The organism is Micromonospora vulcania (assembly GCF_042658605.1).
GTDB lineage: Bacteria > Actinomycetota > Actinomycetes > Mycobacteriales > Micromonosporaceae > Micromonospora > Micromonospora vulcania.
The window spans coordinates 258,387-276,017 of sequence record NZ_JBHSQS010000009.1 but is presented as its reverse complement, the minus strand read 5'-3'; the positions used below and the strand labels follow the sequence as shown (position 1 = coordinate 276,017).

Here is a 17,631-nt window from a genome sequence, read left to right as displayed (position 1 = left end):
CGCCGGTCGGCGTAAACCCCTTGATCAGCGTGTCACCGCCGGATCAGGCGCGAACCTTCTCCCGCATCTCGAAGGTCTCGATGATGTCGCCGACCTGGACGTTGTTGTAACCGCCCAGCGTCAGACCACACTCGAAGCCCTCGCGAACCTCGGTGGCGTCGTCCTTGAACCGCTTCAGCGAACTGACCGTGAGGTTGTCCGCGACAACCGTCCCGTCCCGCAGCAGGCGCGCCTTCGCGTTGCGCCGGATGACACCGGACCGGACGATGCAACCGGAGATGTTGCCGATCTTGGACGAGCGGAAGACGTCGCGGATCTCCGCGCTGCCCAGCTCGACCTCCTCGTACTCCGGCTTGAGCAGGCCCTTGAGCGCCGCCTCGATCTCCTCGATGGCCTGGTAGATGACCGTGTAGTACCGGATCTCCACGCCCTCGCGGTCGGCCATCTCGCGGACCTTGTTGGAGGCCCGCACGTTGAAGCCGATGATCGTGACCGGCTCGGACGACGCACTCGCGAGCATGACGTTGCTCTCGGTGATCGCGCCGACGCCCCGGTCGAGGACCTTGAGCTGGACCTCCTCGGGAATGTCGAGGTTGAACAGCGCGTCCTCCAGGGCCTCCACCGACCCGGAACCGTCACCCTTGAGGATGAGGTTGAGCGACGTCTTCTCACCCTCCTTGAGCTGCTCCATGAGCGTCTCAAGGGTGGCCCGGCCACGGGAGTTGGCGAACGCCGCCGCCCGCCGCCGCGCCTGACGCTGCTCGGCGATCTGCCGCACCGTGCGGTCGTCCGCCGCGGCGAGGAAGGTGTCACCCGCGCCGGGCGGCGCGGTCAGACCCAGGACCATGACCGGACGCGCCGGCCCGGCCTCGGCGACCTGGTTGCCGTTCTCGTCGAGCATGGCCCGGACCCGGCCGTGCGCCCCACCGGCGACGATCGAGTCGCCCGCCCGCAGGGTGCCCTTCTGCACCAGCACCGTCGCCACCGCACCGCGACCCTTGTCCAGGTGCGCCTCGATGGCCACACCCTGCGCCGGCCCGTCGATCGGAGCGGTCAGCTCCAGCGACGCGTCGGCGGTCAGCAGGACGGCCTCGAGCAGCTCCTCGATGCCGATACCCGGCTTGGCCGCCACGTTGACGAACATGGTCTCGCCGCCGTACTCCTCGGCGACCAGGCCGTACTCGGTCAGCTGCTGGCGGACCTTGTCCGGGTTGGCGTCCGGCTTGTCGACCTTGTTGACCGCCACCACGATCGGCACCTCGGCCGCCTTGGCGTGGTTCAACGCCTCGATGGTCTGCGGCATCACGCCGTCGTCGGCCGCGACCACCAGGATCACGATGTCGGTCACCTGGGCACCACGGGCACGCATGGCGGTGAACGCCTCGTGACCCGGGGTGTCGATGAAGGTCACCGCGCGGTCCACGCCCTCATGCGGGACGTGCACCTGGTAGGCACCGATGTGCTGGGTGATGCCACCCGCCTCGCCGGCCACGACGTTCGCCTTACGGATCGCGTCGAGCAGCTTGGTCTTACCGTGGTCGACGTGACCCATGACGGTCACCACCGGCGCCCGGCTGACCAGGCGCTCCTCGGCCACCTCGGCGTCGAGGTTGATGTTGAACTGCGCGAGCAGCTCGCGGTCCTCGTCCTCCGGGCTGACGATCTGCACCTCGAAGCCGAGGTGCTCACCCAGCAGCAGCAGGGTGTCGTCGGAGCAGGACTGGGTCGCGGTGACCATCTCGCCCAGGTTGAACATCTCCTGGACCAGCGAACCCGGGTTGGCGTTGATCCGGTCGGCGAAGTCCGACAGCGAGGCGCCACGGGAGAGCCGGACGACCTGACCCTGACCCCGGGGAGCACCCGAGCTCATGGTCGGAGCCGACAGGTTGTCGAACTCCTGTCTGCGCTGCTTCTTGGACTTGCGACCGCGGGTCGGCCGACCACCCGGACGCCCGAAGGCACCCGCGGCGCCACCGCCACGGCCACGACCGCCGGCACCCGGACGACCGCCACCACCGGCCGGGGCACCCGGACGGAAACCGCCACCGGGAGCACCGCCACCGCCGCCGGGACCGCCACGGTAGCCACCGCCACCGCCGGCACCCGCGCCGCCACCGGGGCCACCGCGGTAACCGCCGCCGCCACCGGCGCCACCGCCGGGACCGCCACGGAAGCCGCCGCCACCGCCACCGGGACGACCAGCGCCGCCACCGGGACGACCAGCGCCACCGGGACCGGGACGACCGGCAGCCGGACGCTGGCTCGGCATGGACGCCGGGCTGGGCCGCGGCGGCATCGAGTTCGGGCTCGGCCGCGGCGGCATGCCCGCCGGGCTGTTGGGACGGGGACCACCCGCACCGCCGGCCGGCGGCCGCTGCTGCTGGCCACCCTGGATGCCGAACGGGTTGTTACCGGCACCGCGCGCCGGCGGGCGACCGCCCGGCCGGGCACCAGGACCCGGAGCCGGCGTGCCCGGACGGGCTGCCGGTGAACCGGGACGAGGTGGCATCGCGGCGGGACCCGGCCGAGGGCCGGGACCGGGGCGGTTGCCGTCTGCCGGAGGCTCCCGGCGGACGACGGGGTTGTCCCGCTGCTGCTGGCGGGCGGCCTGCGCGGCCTTGACCGCGGCCTCCTGCTCAGCCTTCAGCGCGGCGGCACGCGCCTCCGCGGCCGCCACCTCGATGTCGTGGGCGCTCGCCGGCTTGGCGACCGGAGCCGCCGACTGCGGCGTCGGCGCACCGGGCACCGGGCCCTTCGGCTTCGGGCCGGGAGCCGGCGCGGTCGGCCGCCGGGGCGGCATCGGCTTTGCCGAGACCCTGGGCGCGCCCGGGGTCGGGGACGGCGTCGGGGTCGAAGCCGGCGCGGGCGCGGGCGCCGAGGGGGCGGCCGGCGCCGGACCACCGGCGGACGCGACGAATGCGTTACGCAGCCGCCGGGCGACGGGCGCCTCGACGGTGCTGGACGCGGACTTCACGAACTCGCCCATTTCCTTCAACTTGGCGAGAACGGTCTTACTCTCGACCCCGAGCTCTTTTGCAAGCTCGTGTACGCGGGCCTTGCCTGCCACTGCACTCCTCACTCCGAGGTCGTGCGGGCAGCACCCGCAGCGACCTCACTCGTGCACTTGAAGCCTGGTCATTTCAGGGACTTCATCGTGTGCTCATGTCGGTCGTCCTACCCTGCTAGCGACCCTCGCCCGGTCGGGCTGACCGGACGTAGTGGTTGGCGCATCGACGTGCTCCGCCAGCGCACCGTGGTCGAGGACCTCGGTGATGCGCAGCGCACGCCCGAAGGCGCGGCGCCGCACCGCCAGCGCGAAGCAGGCCGGATCCGGGTGCATGTTCGCTCCCCGACCCGGCAGCCTGCGGCGCGGATCAGGCCGGAGGCTGTGACCAGCCTCGTCCCCGATCGCGACAATCCGCAGCAATTCGCTGGCCGGCGCACGTTGCCGGCAACCCACACAGGTGCGCTCCGGCTGCGCGCGTCGTACCACTGGAGGAAGTCTACCCCTAGCTGCCCGAGATCGCGCCGCCCGGCTCCCGGACGTGATCAGCTGCGTCACGCGGGGCCGGGCTGGTCTGCTCGGCGTCGGATCGGATATCGATCCGCCAACCGGTCAGCCGGGCCGCGAGACGGGCATTCTGCCCCTCCCGCCCGATGGCGAGGGAGAGCTGGAAGTCCGGCACGGTCACCCGGGCGGCCCGAGCGGCCAGGTCGACCACCTCGACCCGCAGCGCCTTGGCCGGCGACAACGCGTTGCCGACGAAGGTGGCCGGGTCGTCCGACCAGTCGATGATGTCGATCTTCTCGCCGTGCAGCTCGCTCATCACGGCCCGCACCCGCTGACCCATCGGGCCGATGCAGGCGCCCTTGGCGTTCACGCCCTGGGTGGTGGAGCGTACGGCGATCTTCGTACGGTGACCTGCCTCACGGGCGATCGCGCCGATCTCGACGGTGCCGTCGGCGATCTCCGGAACCTCCAGCGCGAACAGCTTCTTGACCAGCGCCGGGTGCGAACGGGACAGGGTGATCTGCGGCCCGCGCATGCCCTTGGCCACGTGCACCACCACGCAGCGGATCCGCTCGCCGTGCGCGTACCGCTCGCCGGGCACCTGCTCGGACTGCGGCAGCACGCCCTCCAGCTTGCCGAGGTCGACGCTGACGATGCCCTTCTCGGTCCGTGCCTCGTGTGCCTGCACCACACCGGTGACCAGGTCACCGTCGCGGCCCACGTACTCGCCGAAGTGCACCTCGTCGGTGGCCTCCCGCAACCGCTGGAGGATCACCTGCTTGGCGGTCATGGCCGCGATCCGGCCGAAGTCGTGCGGGGTGTCGTCCCACTCCCGCGCCAGGCCGCCGTCCTCGTTCATCTCCTGCGCGTACACCAGGGCGGCGCCCGACTTGCGGTCGATCTCCACCCGGGCGTGCGGCTCGGCACCGTCGGTGTGCCGGTAGGCGGTCAGCAACGCGGTCTCGATCGCCGCGAGAATCGTGTCGAACGGGATCTCCCGCTCGCGCTCGAGTGCGCGCAGCGCCGCGAGGTCGATGTTCACCTCTCCTCGTCCTCCACATCATCTTCGTCGTCGATGTCGTCTGAATCGTCGAACTCGTCGGTCTCGTCCGCGTCGTCGAACTCGTCCGGCTCGCCCAGCTCGGCGAGCCGGCTGAACTCGACCTGCACCCGGCCCGGGCCCAACTGGGCGTACGCCCAGGAAGCCCGGCCGTCGTCGGTCTCCAGCTGCACGCCCTCGTCGTCGGCCGCGACCACCCGGCCGGTGAGCTGACGGTCACCGGCGGGCTGTTCGCCGCGCTGGCCGGGCAGCGCGGCCGCGCCCCGGACGGTGACCTTGACCAGCCGGCCCACGTTGCGCCGCCAGTGTCGGGGCAGGGTGAGCGGCCGGTCCACGCCCGGCGAGCTGACCTCCAGCTGGTACTCCCCGGAGACGATGTCGCCGCCGGTCTCCTCGGCGGCGTCCAGCGCTGCCGAGACCGCACGGGAGACGACCGCGACGGCGTCCAGGTCGATCCCGCCGTCGGCGTCCACGATCACCCGCACCACGTGCCGGCGCCCGGCCCGGGAGACCGTCAGGTCCTCCAGGTCGTAGCCCGCGTCGTTGACCACCGGCTCGATCACGCCCCGCAACCGGGTACGCCGCGCGGCGAGATCACCGCCGCGGGGACCCGCAGCGGCGCGGGGTCGACCCGTCGGCCTGGTGGCACGGCCACGCTGCGTCATCTCCGCACCTTTCCCTGGTCGACGGTGACCGTTCGTCCCGCCATGCCGGCACGCCACCGGAGCGGACGCGCCGGTGGCTGCGCAGAGCGTAACGCGCCTGCCCTCTGGCGGACCGAGCGGCGCACCGACGCCGGTGGCCCCCGAAGCGACGCCGATGGTGTTGACTTGCCCGGTGGGGATCGGCAGAACGACGCAGCGCAACCAGGCAACCGGGCAATCCCGGCGAAAGCTCCTGCGCGCCGGGGTCTTGCTCGCGCTCGGCGGCGCCGCTACGCCACTGACCGGCTGTGATCTTTTCGACCGTGACGAGGAGCCGGCACCACCGCCGGACCCACTGCGACCCATGGTGGACGAGTCGCTCGGGCTGGCCGCGGCCCACCGAGCGAGCGCGGCGGCGTACCCGGAACTGGCCGAGCGGCTCGGCCCGATCGCCGAGGCGCACACCGCGCACGCCACCGAGCTGGCCCGGGTGATCGGCGTCGCGCTGCCGTCGTCGCCCCCCGCCACGCCGACCGCCGCCCCGGCGACCGACCGGGCCGGCGCACTGGCAGCCCTGCGCACCCTGGAGAAGTCCGGCCAGCAGTCCGCCACCAAGGCCTGTGCCGAGGCGCCGGCCGAACGGGCGCCGCTGCTCGGGTCGATCGCCGCCGCGCGGGCCACCCACCAGGAGGCACTGAAGTGAGGCAGCCGTCCGCCGCCGAGGCGCTCGCCTCCGCCCTCTCCGCTGAATACGCGGCCATCTACGCCTACGGGCGGATCGGCGTCCGGCTCACCGGGGCGGCCCGGGACTCGGCCCGCCAGGCGGAGGCCGCGCACCGCCGTCGGCGCGACACGCTGGTGGTGCAGCTCAGCACCTCCGGCGGCACCGTGCCACCGGACCGCGCCGGATACGCGCTGCCGTTTCCGGTCACCGACCGGGCGAGTGCCCTGCGGCTGGCCGCCGAGGTGGAGGAGCGCACGGCGGCGCACTGGCGGGCGGCGCTGGCGGCCACCACCGGCGCCGACCGGGACCAGGCGCTGGCCGCCCTGGTGGAGTACGCCGTTCGGGCCACCCGGTGGCGCAAGACCGCCGGGACCGCGCCGCTGACTGTCCCATTTCCCGGCCGACCAACCTGAACCGACCGGCTCCGGTTGCGGTACGCATACCAGGTATGCATACTCCGTTGCCATGTCCATCCGTCACGGGTTGCTCGCCCTGCTCGAACGCGGCCAGATGTACGGCTACCAGCTGCGCGCCGCGTTCGAGGAGTCGACCGGCTCGACCTGGCCGCTGAACATCGGGCAGGTCTACACCACGCTGTCCCGGCTGGAACGGGACGGTCTGGTGCGCCCGCTGCCGGAGAGCGAGGCCGGGCAGCGCCCGTACGAGATCACCGACGCCGGCCGTGCGGACCTGGCGCTGTGGTTCGCCACCCCGATCAGCCGTACCGACCGCCCGCGTGACGAGCTGGCGATCAAGCTGGCGCTGGCGCTGACGACCCCGGGGGTGGACGTCCGTTCGGTGGTGCAGGCCCAGCGCAGCGCGACGATGCGGGCGTTGCAGGAGTTGACCCGGTTGAAGTACGGCAGCGACCGGCCCGAGGATCTGCCCTGGCGGCTGGTGCTGGACTCGATGATGTTCCAGGCCGAGGCCGAGGTGCGCTGGCTGGACCACTGCGAGACCAGCCTCGTCCGGCACCGGCCCGGTGCCCCGGCGCCGCCCCTTGCCCGACCGGGCGACGCCGCAGCACCCGATGCGGCGCGGTGGGCCGACGAGGAGGCACGACGGTGAGCGGGCCGGACGACGCGGTGCTGGAGCTACGCGCCGTCCACCGTACCCACGGCGCCGGCCCGGCGGCCGTGCACGCGCTCCGCGGCGTCAGTCTGGTCGTCCGGCCGGGTGAGCTGGTCGCCGTGATGGGGCCGTCCGGCTCCGGCAAGTCGACGTTGCTGTCCCTCGCCGGCGGCCTGGACCGCCCGACCCGCGGCGAGGTCCGGGTCGAGGGGCAACCGCTCGGCGCGTTGGACCGCCGAGGGCTGGCCCAGCTGCGCCGCCGCCGGATCGGCTACATCTTCCAGCAGCTCAACCTGCTGGGCAGCCTGAGCGCGGTGGAGAACGTCGCGCTGCCCCTGGAACTCGACGGTGCCGGTGTACGCCGGGCCCGCACGCTGGCCCGCGCCGCGCTGGCCGAGGTGGGTCTGCCGGCGCTGGGCGACCGCTTCCCGGACCAGCTCTCCGGCGGCCAGCAGCAGCGGGTGGCCATCGCCCGGGCGTTGGTCGGCGAGCGGCGTCTGGTGCTCGCCGACGAACCGACCGGGGCGTTGGACTCGCAGACCGGCGAGGCCGTGCTGCACCTGCTGCGCCGCCGCGTCGACGCGGGCGCCGCCGGGGTGCTGGTCACGCACGAGGCGCGGCACGCCGGCTGGGCCGACCGGGTGGTGTTCCTGCGCGACGGGGTACTGGTCGACACGACCGCACCGCTGGGCAGCGTCGAGCAGTTGCTGTCCGGCAGCGACCGGTGACCATCCGCCGTACGCTGCGGATCCCCGGCTGGGTCGACGCCCCGACGCCGCAGGTACCAGCCGGGTCCGCCGGCCGGCGGCGGATGGCCGAGCTGACCGGATCCTGGCGGGCGGCGCTACGGATCGCCCGACGCGAGTCACGTCGAGCCCGCCGCCGGACCGCCCTGGTGCTCGCGATGATCGCCCTGCCGGTGCTGGTGCTGGCGTTCCTGGTGGCCAGCTACGACATGGCCGAGCTGACCCCGCAGGAGCGCGTCGACCGTCGACTCGGCGTGGCCGACGCCGAGCTGCGCTGGATGGCCGAGACACCGATCGGCCAGGACGAGTGGGGCGAGACCTGGTATCCGCTGGAGGACGCCCACCCGGTGAGCGCCCGGGTCACCACCGCCGCCGAGCTGACCACGCTGCTCGGCCCGGGCAGTCACGCGACCGAGGTACGCACGGCACTGCCGCTGCGGGTGCGGGGCCCGGGTCGCGACGAGAACGTCCGAGCACGGGCGCTGGACCTCACCGACCCGTTGGCCCGAGGGCTGGTGCGGTTCCGGGCCGGCCGGGCACCCCGGCAGCCCGGCGAGATCGCGGTGAGCCCGGCGGCACTGCGCCGCCTGCACCTGCGCCTCGGTGACGCCCTGTCCACCGCCGACGGGACCCGGGCGTACACCGTGGTCGGGGTGGTCGAGTTCCCGGACGATCTCGGCCCGGTGGTGGCACTGCACCCGGGAGCCGCGCCACGAACCGGCCCGGAGCCGGACAGCACCTGGCTGGTCGACGTGCCCGGCCCCGTGGACGCCGCGTTGGTGTCCCGGCTCAACCAACGTGGCGTGGTGGTGACCTCTCGCCACCCGACCGGCGCGGCGACGGCATCTCCCCGGGTCTGGCTCGGTTCGCTGGGCCTGGCCAGCGCGGAGCAGCTGAGCACCAGCGTGCTGATCGCCGGCCTCGGGCTGCTGGAGGTGGTGCTGCTGGTCGGGCCGGCGTTCGCGGTCGGCGTCCGCCGTCGTCGGCGGGACCTGGCGCTGGTCGCGGTCGCCGGTGGGGACGCCGCGCAGCTTCGTCGGGTGGTGCTCGCCGACGGTGTGGTGCTGGGCCTGCTCGGTGCCGTCGCCGGCCTGCTGATCGGCGTCGCCGCGGCGTTCGCCGGTCGCCCGCTCCTGGAGCAGTACGTCTTCGGCGCCCGCTTCGGCGGGTACCGCTGCTGGCCGGCGGCCCTGCTCCTGCTCGGCGGGGTCGCGGTGCTGGCCGGGGTACTCGCCGCCCTTGCTCCGGCCTGGACCGCCGCCCGGCAGGACGTCCTCGCCGGGCTCGACGGACGAAGCGCCCCGACGCCGCCGCGCGCCCGGTGGCTGGTCCTCGGGCTGGCGTTGGTGGGCGGCGGGGCCTCGATGGCGGCGTTCGGCGCCACCCAGGTCTCCTCGGCGGTGATCCTGACCGGCCTGATCCTCGGCGAGTTGGGCCTGGTCTGCTGCACACCCACGCTGGTCGGTGCGCTCGCCCGGCTCGGTCGGATGCTGCCACCGGCACCTCGGATCGCGCTGCGCGACGCCAGCCGCAACCGGGCGGCCGCGGCGCCGGCGATCTGCGCCGTGATGGCGGCGGTGGCCAGCAGCGTCGCGCTCGGCGTGTACCTGGCCAGCGACGGCGCCCGCGACGCGCGCTCCTACCAGCCGATGCTGCCGACCGGTCACGTACAGGTCAGCCCGAATGAACCCGCCCAGGGGCCGCAGCCCACGCTGACCCAGGTCGGCACGGCGGCCCGGGAGCAGCTGGGCGCCAGCGCGGTGGCCCCGGTGCAGGTGGTTCTCTGCACACCCGAGGGCAGCGCCGACTACTGCCTCATCGCACCGGAGCTGCCCGCCGAGCAGGTCTGCCCCTGGCAGCCCGGGGACGGCCTGTCGACGGCGCAGCGCCAGCAGGCCCGGGCCGACCCGCGCTGCCTGCTCCGGTCCACGGACTACTACCTGATGCCGCTGGTGGACGACGGCAGCGCGCTACCCATCCTCACCGGCGCCGACCCGGAGACCACCGCCGCGGCCACCGCCGCTCTGCGCGCCGGGGGCGTGGTGGTGACCGACCCGCGCTACCTGCACGACGGCCGGGTGACCGTACGGGTGGAGCGGGGAGACCCCGGACCGGACACGGCGACCAGGACCACCACCGAACTGCCCGGGTACGCGCTGCCGCCGACGATCGGCCAGCCCCGCCTGCTGCTGTCCTCGACCGCGGCCCGCCGCCTCGGCCTCACCTGGGCCTCGGCCGGCTGGGTGGTCGCCGCCCCGAAGCCCCCCGACGCCGACCAGCAGGAGCGGTTCACCGCCGCGCTCCAGCCCTTCGGGACGTTCTCGCTGATCGTGGAGCACGGTGCCGCCCCGCAGGACAACTCGCCGCTGCTGCTCGTACTCGCCGCGGCGGCCGGGCTGATCACGGTAGGTGCGGCCGGCATCGCCACCGCGCTCGCCGCCGCCGAGGGCCGCGCCGAGCTGGCCACCTTGGCGGCGGTCGGGGCGGCCCCGGCGGTACGCCGACTGCTGGCGATCTGCCAGGCCGGGGTCATCGCCGGACTCGGCTCGGTGCTCGGCATCGTGGCCGGGCTGGGCACCGCCGCGATCGTGCTGTTCTCGGTCAACCGGCAGCACGCCACCAGTTGGCCGATGCGCGAGCCGTACCCGTTCCTGGTGCCGTGGCCGGCGCTCGGCGTCCTGGTGCTGGTGCCGCTCGTGGCGATGCTCGGCGCGGGCCTGTTCACCCGTGCCCGGCTACCGATCGAGCGGCGGCTCGACTGACATCGGGCGCTCCGGCACGGAACCGGGGCGCAGGGGGTGCCGCCGGAGCGCCGCACCCGGCACACTGGACCGCGTGTCCGTGCTGGGAACTCTCACCCGCCGGGTCGGTCACCACCGCTGGTTCGGTGCCGCCGCCCGTCTGCTGGTCCCCGCCGACCGTGTGGTCGGCCGGCTCACCCGTGGTCGGGTGGTCGCGCTCGGCCTGATTCCGTCCCTGGTGATCACCACGACCGGCCGCCGGTCCGGCAAGCCACGCAGTAATCCGCTGCTCTACGTGCCCGACGGTGAGGCGTACGTGGTGATCGGCTCCAACTGGGGGCAGACCCAGCATCCCGGCTGGGCGATGAACCTGCTCGCCGAGCCGGCCGCCACGGTCGACGTGAAGGGGCGGCGGGTCCCGGTACGGGCCGAGCCGGCCGCCGGCACCGAACGGGATCGCCTGTGGCAGCTGCTGGTCACCGAGTGGCCGGCGTACCGCACGTACGTGCAGCGGGCCGGCGGGCGGGAGATCCGCATCTTCCGGCTGGTCCCGACCGGGCGCGGCGCGGCGGCCGACCCGCCGGCCGCTGGCTAGGCTGGATCATCCGACGAGAGGCGGGCCCGTGAGCGCGAGGAGTGAGCGGGTCCGGCGAGCCCCGCAGCCGCGACCGAACGACGGCCTGTGAGCACGAACGGCGGGCAGACCGGTGACGGGTGGAGCCTCGACGATCGACGGTGGACGGTCGCGGAGCAGGTCGCCGAGGCGGCCCGACGACGGTTCCCGGCCGACGTGTTCGCGATCGCGGTGCACGGCCCGCTGGCGCACGGCGACGACGACGGCGGCGGCGACAGCGAGGTGGGCATGCTGGTGGTCACCTACCGGCCGGGCACCGGCCCTCCGCCGGCGACCCGACGGGTGGACGGGGTGCTGGTCGACCTGACCGTGGCCGCCGCCGACGACTACCTCGGGCAGGCCCGCATGCTCACCCCGCTCTGGCCGCTGACCGCCGACCGGTACGTCACCACCCGGGCGTTGCACGACCCGACCGGCTGGCTGCGGACGCTGCGCGACGAGCACCTCGGCCGGCTGGCCCGGGCCCGGCCGGCGGAGTTCAGCACCGCGGCACGGCAGGCCTGGTACCGGGGCAGCGCGGCGCACGCCCGGGCCGCCCGGCTCGCCGAGTGGTACGAGACCGACCAGGCGCTGCTGATGCTCGGTGAGGCACGGCTGGCGGCGGCCACGGTGACCGGCCTGCTGAGCCGCACCTACTTTCGTGACCCGGGGGACGCGGTACGGCGTACCGGGTTGGCCGGCGCGGACATGACCGAGGTGGGTGTGGTGCTGGCCCGGCAGGCCGAGGAACTGACCGCCCGTGGCCGCCCGGTGGACGGCACGGTCGACGAGTTGCTCACCGGCTGACCGGGCGTCACAGCCCGCCCTGTACGCCGATCAGGGTGCCGACCAGGTAGGTGGCGGCGGCCGCGGCGGCGCCCAGCAGCAGCTGGCGCAGACCGCTGGACCACCACCGCCGGTTGGTGAACCGGGCCACCACCGCGCCGGCGGCGAACAGGCCGAGCCCGCCGACGGCGAGCGCCAGCCAAAGTTGGGTGGCACCGAGCAGATAGGGGAGCAGCGGCACCAGCGCGCCGACCGAGAAGCACACGAACGAGGAGATCGCCGCTGCCCACGGGCTCGGCTGGTCGTCCGGGTCGACGCCCAACTCCTCGCGCACGTGCACCCGCAGCGCCTCCTCGGGGTCGCGCCGCACCGCCTCGGCGACCTGGGTGGCGAGGTCCCGGGGAAGGCCGCGGGCCACCCAGGCGTCGGCCAACTCGCGGGCCTCCGCAGCGGGGTGCCGCTCCAACTCGCGCCGCTCCTTGGCCACCTCGGCGGCGACCTGCTCGTTGGCGGAGCGCACGCTGGTGTACTCGCCGAGCCCCATCGAGATCGCGCCGGCCACCAGACCGGCGGTGCCGGTGAGCACGATGCTGTGCGGCGACACGCCGCCACCGCCGACGCCGGCGATCAGGGCGATGTTGGTGACCAGCCCGTCCATGGCGCCGAAGACGGCCGGACGCAGCCAGCCGCCGGAGACGTCCGCGTGGTGCGCCTCGCGCAGTGCGGCCGGGGTGTCGGTCACGGCAGGGTCAGGATCTCGTGGCCGTCGTCCGTCACCAGGATGGTGTGCTCGAACTGTGCGGTCCACTTCCGATCCTTGGTGACGACGGTCCATCCGTCGTCCCACATGTCGTACTGGTAGGTGCCGAGCGTGATCATCGGCTCGATGGTGAAGGTCATCCCCGGCTCCATCAGGTCGGTGGGGCGCGGGCTGTCGTAGTGCGGCACGTAGAGCCCGCTGTGGAAGGACTCGCCGATGCCGTGGCCGGTGAAGTCGCGGACCACGCCGTAGCCGAACCGCTTGGCGTACGACTCGATGACCCGGCCCACCACGTTGATCTGCCGGCCCGGGGCGACCGCGCGGATGCCGCGCATCGTCGCCTCGTGGGTCCGCTCGACCAGCAGCCGGGCCTCCTCGCTGACCTCGCCGACGCAGAAGGTGGCGTCGGTGTCCCCGTGCACCCCACCGATGTACGCGGTCACGTCGACGTTGATGATGTCGCCGTCCTGCAACACGGTGGAATCGGGGATGCCGTGGCAGATGACCTCGTTGAGGCTGGTGCAGCAGGACTTGGGGAAGCCCTTGTAGCCCAGTGTCGACGGGTACGCGTCGTGGTCGCAGAGGAACTCGTGCACCACCCGGTCGATCTCGTCGGTGGTCACGCCGGGCTTGCAGTGCTCGCCGGCGAGCTGGGTCGCCTGGGCGGCCAGCCGGCTCGCGATCCGCATCTTCTCGATGGTCTCCGGCGTCTGCACGTGCGAGCCACGCCACTCCTGCGGACGCTTCTTGCCCACGTACTCCGGTCGGGGAATGTGGGCCGGCACCGATCGCCACGGGGAGAGCGTGCCTGGGGTCAGTGGCGGACGAACGGTCATGCCGCAAGCCTATCGCCGGTGCCGGCGGTGACCCGCGCCACGGCCGCTCCGGACCGGTTGTTGCCCTGCCAGGTCGGCTGTGCCATGGTGTCTGCGTGGATCAAGGGGGAGCACCACCCGTCTTCTCCGCCAGCGCGGAGATCGACGGTGACCACCTCCACGTGGTGGTGTCCGGCGAGGTCGACATGGCGACGGCCGACACCATGATCCAGACCGCGCTGCGCGAACCCGCCGGGCGGATCACCCTGGACCTGAGCGCGGTCACGTTCTTCGACTCGGCCGCCATCCACGCCCTGGTCCGGCTCGCCCAGCAGTTTCCCGGCTCCCTCACCGTGCTGCCGTCCCGGCAGGTCCGCCGTGTGCTGGACATCTCCGGCCTGGGCGAGCAGAGCTGGCTCAGCCCGGCCTGAGGCACAGCGCCGCCGTGGGCGTCCGTCAACCCTGTAGCTGTCGGCGCAGCGTCACCTCGGTGCCCTCGTCGGTACGCCGCACCGACAGCTCACCCAGCGCCTTGATCAGGGACAGCCCGCGCCCCCGGAACCCGGAGCCGGTCGACTCCCGCCACTGCCCGCTGTCGCGCACCGTGGCGGTCACCGTTCCGCCCTCGATCGTCACCTCCACGCTGATCGTCGGTTCGGCCGGGTGGATCGGGTGCTCGATGGCGTTCGCGGCGGCCTCGGAGATCGCCACAGTCAGGTCGAACAGGTCCGTCTCACCCACCGAGTGCGCGACCAGGAAGCCCTCCAGGCGCTTACGCAGCACGCTGAGCCGGGTCGGGTCCGCCGGCAGCCGCAGCGCGAAACGGTTCAACTCGACCGCCTCCAGGGCGAGCACCGCCACGTCGTCACGGCGGGGCCGCTCGGCCACCCGCTCGACCACCGCGTCGATGAGGTCGGCCACCTGCTCGCTCGGGGTGGCCGCGTCGGTACGCAGCTGGGTCAGCGCGCTGTCGATGCCGAGCTGTCGATCCTCGATCAGCCCGTCGGTGTAGAGCAGCAGACGACTGCCGGCGGGCAACTCCCCCTCGACCGCCTGGTACGTCGCGTCGGGGATGGCACCGACCGGCGGGCCGAGCGCGCGGTCGTGCAGGAACGCCACGTCGCTTCCTCGGATCAGCAGTGGAGACGGGTGCCCGGCACTGGCGTACCGCAACTGGCCGGTACGTGGACTGAACAGCAGGCAGACCACGGTCGCGAAGGAGCGGCCCTCGGTGGACCCGACCAGCCGGTTGAGCCGGGTCAGCGACTCACCCGGGTCGAAGCCCTCCAGCAGGTACGCCCGCAGCGCGTTGCGGAGCTGCCCCATCGCGGCGGCGGCCCGTACGCCCTTACCGACCACGTCGCCGATGACCAGGACCAGGTCGTCGCCCTCCAGCGGGATCACGTCGTACCAGTCGCCGCCGACCTCGACATCGGCGCTACCCGGCAGGTAGCGGCTGGCCACCACCGCGCCGGGCACCTGGGGCAACGACTGGGGCAGCAGGCTGTGCTGCAGCGTGGTGGCGATGCGGTGTTCGGCCTCGTAGAGCTGGGCGTTCTCCAGCCGTACGCCGACCAGCCGAGCCAGCTGGGTCAGCGCGGCCTCGTCGGCGTGCGCGTCGTCGCCCGGCCGCCGCCAGACCTGCAACTCGCCGAGCTGCACGCCGGCGGTGCCGGTCAGCTCGGCCACGAACGACGGGTCGACGGCGGTGGGGCCTCCGCCGTCCGCCTCGGACCGTGCCCCGGTCGCGCTGACCACCACCCGGGCGGCCTCGGCGAGGTTCAGCGCGTGCTGGGCGGCGACCTGGAGCACCTCGGCGGTGGACCGGGCGGTGTTCACCGCCACCGCCGCGTCGGCCAGAGCCCGGAGCCGACGGATGATCTGCCCGCGTAGCTGGCCCAACTCGACGTTGGCCCGGACCCGGGCGACCAGCTCCTGCCCGGAGAACGGCTTGGTCAGGTAGTCGTCGGCACCGACCGAGAGACCGGCGACCGCCTCCGCGGAGCCGGCCCGGGCGGAGAGCAGCACGATCGGCACGTGTCGGGTACGCGGGTCCGCGCGTAGCGCGTTGACCAGCCCGAACCCGTCCAGCCGGGGCATCATCACGTCGGTGAGCACCAGGTCGAACCCGCCCTCGCGGGCCAGCGGCAGGGCGGCCAGACCGTCGTTCGCGGTGACCACCTCCCAGGTCGGGGAGAGCAGCCGGGAGACGTGCTCACGCAGGTCGACGTTGTCGTCGACGACCAGGATCCGGCCGGCCGGGGCGGCAGGCACCGACTGGCCGCCGAACTCCGGCGTCGACTCGGTGCCGGTCCACAGGTTGGTCTCCGCGACGTACAGCCGGGCGGTCTCGGGCTCGCCGGTCGGTACGGCCGCGAGCGACGCCACCCGGTCGGCGGGCAGGTGCGACGATCCGAACGGGACGGTCACGGTGAAGGTGCTGCCTTCGTCGACCCGGCTGGTCAGCCCCACCTCGCCGCCGTGCATCTGTGCCAGCTCCCGCACCAGCGCCAGGCCGATCCCGGTGCCGTCGTGGGTACGGGCACGTGCCCCGGGCACCCGGTGGAAACGCTCGAAGACGTGCGGCAGCTCGGCCGCCACGATGCCGACGCCGGTGTCCGCCACCTCCAGCCGGGCGCCGCCGTCCACGGCCCGGACCCGGACCCGGATCTCCCCGTCGAAGGTGAACTTGACCGCGTTCGACACCAGGTTGAGGACGATCTTCTCCCACATGTCCCGGTCGACGAAGACCGGCGCGGGCAGCGGCGGACAGTCCACCACCAGTCGCAACCCGGCCCGGTCGGTGGCCGAGCGGAAGGTGCTGGCCAGCCGGGCGGTGTAGCTGGCCAGGTCGGTGGGCTGGTAGCTGGCGGTCAGCCGACCGGACTCCAGCCGGGAGAAGTCCAGCACGGTGTTGACCAGCTTGAGCAGACGCAGCGCGTTGCGGTGCATCATGGTCAGTCGATCGGTGTAGCCGGCGGGTAGCGCCGAGTCGGCCAGCAGGTCCTCCAGCGGACCGAGCACCAGGGTCAGCGGCGTACGGAACTCGTGGCTGATGTTGGCGAAGAAGCTGGTCTTGGCCTGGTCCAGGGCGGCCAGCTCGGCGGTACGGGCCCGCTCCTGCTCGTGCGCCCGTTGGGTGCCCACCGCCTGGGAGATCTGGGCCGCCACCAGATCGAGGAAGTCGCGGTACTCGTCGTTCAGCGGCAGCAGGCGGGCCACGCCGACGACCAGCACGCCGACGGTCTCGTTGGCCGCCGTGATGGGCAGTACGAGGGCCGTGTCGGCCGCCTCCGCCGGCAGCGGGTCGAGCAGCCCGGCGGTCTCGACCGTGCTGGGCGCGTCGCCGTTGGCCATCCGGGCGAGCAGGTCCGGGCCGATCCCGTCGGCGGCGGCGCCGGTGGAACCGGCCAGGGTGAGGCGGCCGGCGTCGTCCCGCAGGTAGATCAGTGCGAACGGCACGTCCTCCCGGTGCCGGCCGAGCACCTCGGCGGCGGCCCGGCCGAGGTCGGCGGTGCTGCCCACGGCGGCCAACTCGGTGCCCAGCTCGGCCAACGACCGCAGTCGGCGCTCGCCGAGCACCCGCCCGGTGGTCTCGCTGACGATGCAGTACACACCGCTGACCGAGCCGTCCGCGCCGCGGATCGGGTCGTACGAGACATCGAAGTAGGTCTGCTCGACGAAGCCGTGCCGGTCCAGCAGGAAGGGGTGGTCCTCGCCCCGGTAGGAGCGGCCGGTGCGGCGTACCCCGTCCAGCAGTGGGCTGAGCACCGACCAGGTCTCCGCCCAGTGCTGCCGCGCCGGCTGGCCGAGCACGTCCGGGTGCTTGCTGCCGATGGTCGGCCGGTAGGCGTCGTTGTAGAAGGCGAGCTGGTCGTCGCCCCAGAACATGACGATCTGCGCGCTGGAGGCGAGCATCATGCCGACGGCGCTGGAAAGCGCCGACGGCCACTGCCCGGGGACGCCCAGTGGGGCGAGGGACCAGTCCAGGCGGCTCAACCGTTCGCCCAGCTCACCGCCGGCGGCGAAAGCCGCCGCCAGCATCGGGGGGATGTCACCGGCGGCCGCGGAACGATGCCCCGCGTCCGCGCCCCCCTGAGCCGAACTCATTGAACCTCCCGCTCCGGCCGTCCCCCCAGCCGTTGATCTTCACGCGCCGT

15 protein-coding genes are annotated in these 17,631 nt (G+C 73.4%); 8 read left to right on the top strand and 7 right to left on the bottom strand.

The genetic code is table 11. The features are described from left to right. Window positions 1-43: 43 nt before the first annotated feature. The 4 genes from infB to rimP all read right to left on the bottom strand — a co-directional run bounded on the left by infB (window position 44) and on the right by rimP (window position 5,236). A complete protein-coding gene (infB, locus tag ACFQGL_RS17795) occupies window positions 44-3,067 on the bottom strand; it encodes a translation initiation factor IF-2 (protein ID WP_377513123.1) in 3,024 nt (1,007 codons plus the stop codon). Window positions 3,068-3,160: 93 nt separating this feature from the next. Beyond that, a complete protein-coding gene (locus ACFQGL_RS17790) occupies window positions 3,161-3,493 on the bottom strand; it encodes a YlxR family protein (protein ID WP_377513121.1) in 333 nt (110 codons plus the stop codon). A gap of 16 nt (window positions 3,494-3,509) precedes the next feature. Further along, the gene (gene nusA / locus ACFQGL_RS17785; protein ID WP_377513119.1) at window positions 3,510-4,553 is read right to left on the bottom strand and encodes a transcription termination factor NusA; all 1,044 of its coding nucleotides are present in this window, start codon (window positions 4,551-4,553) and stop codon (window positions 3,510-3,512) included. Continuing rightward, entirely contained in the window at window positions 4,550-5,236 is a 687-nt protein-coding gene (gene rimP / locus ACFQGL_RS17780) for a ribosome maturation factor RimP (protein ID WP_377513117.1), read from the bottom strand. Before rimP ends, nusA begins: the two co-directional genes overlap by 4 nt. Window positions 5,237-5,390: 154 nt before the next feature. On the opposite strand from rimP, the gene ACFQGL_RS17775 reads away from it, so the two are divergent. The 7 genes from ACFQGL_RS17775 to ACFQGL_RS17745 all read left to right on the top strand — a co-directional run bounded on the left by ACFQGL_RS17775 (window position 5,391) and on the right by ACFQGL_RS17745 (window position 11,917). Beyond that, complete coding sequence (locus ACFQGL_RS17775; RefSeq protein WP_377513115.1) at window positions 5,391-5,918, top strand: hypothetical protein; 528 nt, start codon at window positions 5,391-5,393, stop codon at window positions 5,916-5,918. Then, a complete protein-coding gene (locus ACFQGL_RS17770; protein ID WP_377513113.1) occupies window positions 5,915-6,352 on the top strand; it encodes a ferritin-like domain-containing protein in 438 nt (145 codons plus the stop codon). Before ACFQGL_RS17775 ends, ACFQGL_RS17770 begins: the two co-directional genes overlap by 4 nt. Before the next feature lie 52 nt (window positions 6,353-6,404). Next, a complete protein-coding gene (locus tag ACFQGL_RS17765; protein WP_377513111.1) occupies window positions 6,405-7,007 on the top strand; it encodes a PadR family transcriptional regulator in 603 nt (200 codons plus the stop codon). Beyond that, complete coding sequence (locus ACFQGL_RS17760; RefSeq protein ID WP_377513109.1) at window positions 7,004-7,738, top strand: ABC transporter ATP-binding protein; 735 nt, start codon at window positions 7,004-7,006, stop codon at window positions 7,736-7,738. Before ACFQGL_RS17765 ends, ACFQGL_RS17760 begins: the two co-directional genes overlap by 4 nt. Then, the gene (locus ACFQGL_RS17755) at window positions 7,735-10,518 is read left to right on the top strand and encodes an FtsX-like permease family protein (protein WP_377513107.1); all 2,784 of its coding nucleotides are present in this window, start codon (window positions 7,735-7,737) and stop codon (window positions 10,516-10,518) included. Before ACFQGL_RS17760 ends, ACFQGL_RS17755 begins: the two co-directional genes overlap by 4 nt. A 73-nt stretch (window positions 10,519-10,591) precedes the next feature. Next, window positions 10,592-11,092, top strand: a complete 501-nt coding sequence (locus tag ACFQGL_RS17750; protein ID WP_377513105.1) for a nitroreductase family deazaflavin-dependent oxidoreductase — start codon at window positions 10,592-10,594, stop codon at window positions 11,090-11,092. An 87-nt stretch (window positions 11,093-11,179) separates the two neighbouring features. Next, window positions 11,180-11,917 (top strand): nucleotidyltransferase domain-containing protein, encoded by a 738-nt coding sequence (locus ACFQGL_RS17745; RefSeq protein ID WP_377513103.1) that lies wholly within the window; start codon window positions 11,180-11,182, stop codon window positions 11,915-11,917. A 7-nt stretch (window positions 11,918-11,924) separates the two neighbouring features. On the opposite strand, the gene ACFQGL_RS17740 is transcribed toward ACFQGL_RS17745, so the two are convergent. Then, window positions 11,925-12,638 carry a VIT1/CCC1 transporter family protein gene (locus ACFQGL_RS17740; RefSeq protein ID WP_377513101.1) on the bottom strand — a complete coding sequence of 238 codons (714 nt, stop codon included), beginning with the start codon at window positions 12,636-12,638 and terminating at the stop codon, window positions 11,925-11,927. Beyond that, the gene (gene map / locus ACFQGL_RS17735) at window positions 12,635-13,492 is read right to left on the bottom strand and encodes a type I methionyl aminopeptidase (protein WP_377513099.1); all 858 of its coding nucleotides are present in this window, start codon (window positions 13,490-13,492) and stop codon (window positions 12,635-12,637) included. The genes ACFQGL_RS17740 and map overlap by 4 nt, the downstream gene beginning before the upstream one ends. 95 nt (window positions 13,493-13,587) lie before the next feature. Between map and ACFQGL_RS17730 the strand changes: the two genes are divergently transcribed. After that, on the top strand, window positions 13,588-13,902 hold the full coding sequence (locus ACFQGL_RS17730; RefSeq protein ID WP_377513097.1) for an STAS domain-containing protein: 315 nt from the start codon (window positions 13,588-13,590) through the stop codon (window positions 13,900-13,902). A 25-nt stretch (window positions 13,903-13,927) separates the two neighbouring features. Here ACFQGL_RS17730 and ACFQGL_RS17725 read toward each other — a convergent pair whose 3' ends face one another. Further along, the gene (locus tag ACFQGL_RS17725; RefSeq protein WP_377513095.1) at window positions 13,928-17,581 is read right to left on the bottom strand and encodes a SpoIIE family protein phosphatase; all 3,654 of its coding nucleotides are present in this window, start codon (window positions 17,579-17,581) and stop codon (window positions 13,928-13,930) included. Window positions 17,582-17,631: the final 50 nt, after the last annotated feature.